Origin of the sequence: Paenibacillus soyae (assembly GCF_024623455.1) — a bacterium.
In the GTDB taxonomy this organism is placed as follows: Bacteria; Bacillota; Bacilli; order Paenibacillales; family Paenibacillaceae; genus Pristimantibacillus; species Pristimantibacillus soyae.
The window spans coordinates 1-1,673 of sequence record NZ_JANIPJ010000051.1 but is presented as its reverse complement, the minus strand read 5'-3'; the positions used below and the strand labels follow the sequence as shown (position 1 = coordinate 1,673).

At 49.0% G+C, this 1,673-nt stretch carries 1 protein-coding gene; it reads right to left on the bottom strand.

Features of this window, described 5'->3' with window-relative positions; all coding sequences use genetic code 11:
* Positions 1-421: 421 nt before the first annotated feature.
* The gene (locus NQZ67_RS29885; RefSeq protein ID WP_257453151.1) at positions 422-1,546 is read right to left on the bottom strand and encodes an IS110 family RNA-guided transposase; all 1,125 of its coding nucleotides are present in this window, start codon (positions 1,544-1,546) and stop codon (positions 422-424) included.
* Positions 1,547-1,673: the final 127 nt, after the last annotated feature.

Below are 1,673 nucleotides of genomic sequence, written 5' to 3'. Positions count from 1 at the left end.
GCCCTTGATATGAACGAAACCTGTCAAGCGTCTGTGTCGCTCCTACGTTTTTGACGCACTTGAATAAGGGTCTGTCAAAAAGTTTTTTGACAGACTTTTCTCGCTTGTAATCTAACTACCAGTAAAGACGGATGGCGCGACGGTTTCTTTCTTATAACTTAGGACGATCATTCAATGGCTCGGAGGCAAAAACAATAACGCCGGTTGGCATCCTGATATACGTGGGTTCACACAAGTTCTACATACGTCTGAAGAGCCTACCGCTAACTATTATCGATTGTCAGTCCGTAAGGACTGATTCAAAGGGCTTACGCGGGTTCCTCTTCACCTTGCCTATTTTTGCCCCCGAGGCATGGAATGATCTCTGTCCCGGATTCCCCCCTTTCTCTTTCTTTCCAACCCGATCTTTGCTCTTTTCCTTTTAAGCAGTTTTCTTCTGATCTAGTCGCTCTACTTCCTTGGCGATCGCCCATACGAATCCGGCCAATTCTCTTGCTAGAGCAGCTACAAGGGTTCCTTTGTGTTTTCCTTTGCGCATCATGCTCCTGTATTTATGGTGCAGACGTTGCTGTGCATTCCAAGCGATAGATTGAATTTCGGACGGCAAACCGGTGACTCGTTCTCTCATCTTTCGCTTTACCGCCGGACTATAACGGTAGCTCCAAGCGGACTCCACTAGCACTCTACGCAAATGGGCGTTGCCCGCCTTCGTCAGACTACCTTGCCAGCGCGTTTCCCCACTTGATCGCTCGCTAGGGACTAGACCGCAATAACTCATGAACGCCGATGCACTTGGAAACCGCGAGATGGTACAAATCTCCGACGCTAGCGTGGTAGCCGTCAGCACAGCGACGCCTCGTAAGGCTTGCAAAGCTTGGATGAGCGGAGCTTGATGACTCTCTTCCTCTTGCACCTCGATTTCCCTTTCGTAACGCTTCATACGCTCCTTGGTTTCCCGGATGGTTTCTCGATATTCCTGGAACACCACACGTTGGCTGTCTTCGGAGAACTGGAGCGTATCCAGCCACTCTTCATAGGCATGCGTCCAAGGGGTTGCTCCATTAGAAGGGGAAAGCTGGAGCCTTAATAACAATTTGCCCAGACGCTGCTTGTGTCGGTTCAAGTCCTCCTTGGCATCTTCTCTTGCACGAACGAGGTCTCGCAACGCTTCGTCTTGAGGCGTAGGGATGTAGATCGAAGTCAATTCGCCTGAACGAAACAGCTGGGCTAGCCGGATCGCATCCCGTTTGTCCGTTTTTATTCGATCTCCTGCACGTTTGGGGATGAGCGAAGGGGCGATTACGGTACAGGAAACATCCATCTCTAGCAGCCAACGATAAAGGACGTAGCCCGTTGGGCCAGCTTCATAACACACTTCCAATGTCATGTCTGTTGACCGTACTTGCTGAACCCACTTGCGTACCGCTTCCTTAGTATGGGGAATGCTTCCCCAGTAGCGAGGATCTTGCTTACCTTCGTCCGCGATGGCAATTGCAATTTTTTGTTTGGATACGTCTAGTCCAACGTACTTTGTGGCAAGACTCATAGTAGAAACCGACTCCTTTGTTTTGTAGCTCTGATTTGGTATTTAATGGTTGTTTCTCAAGCTCCATTATTTCCAAATTAACCTACGTAGAAGCAAAGTGGATGTCGGTTTCGTTCATTATAACTAT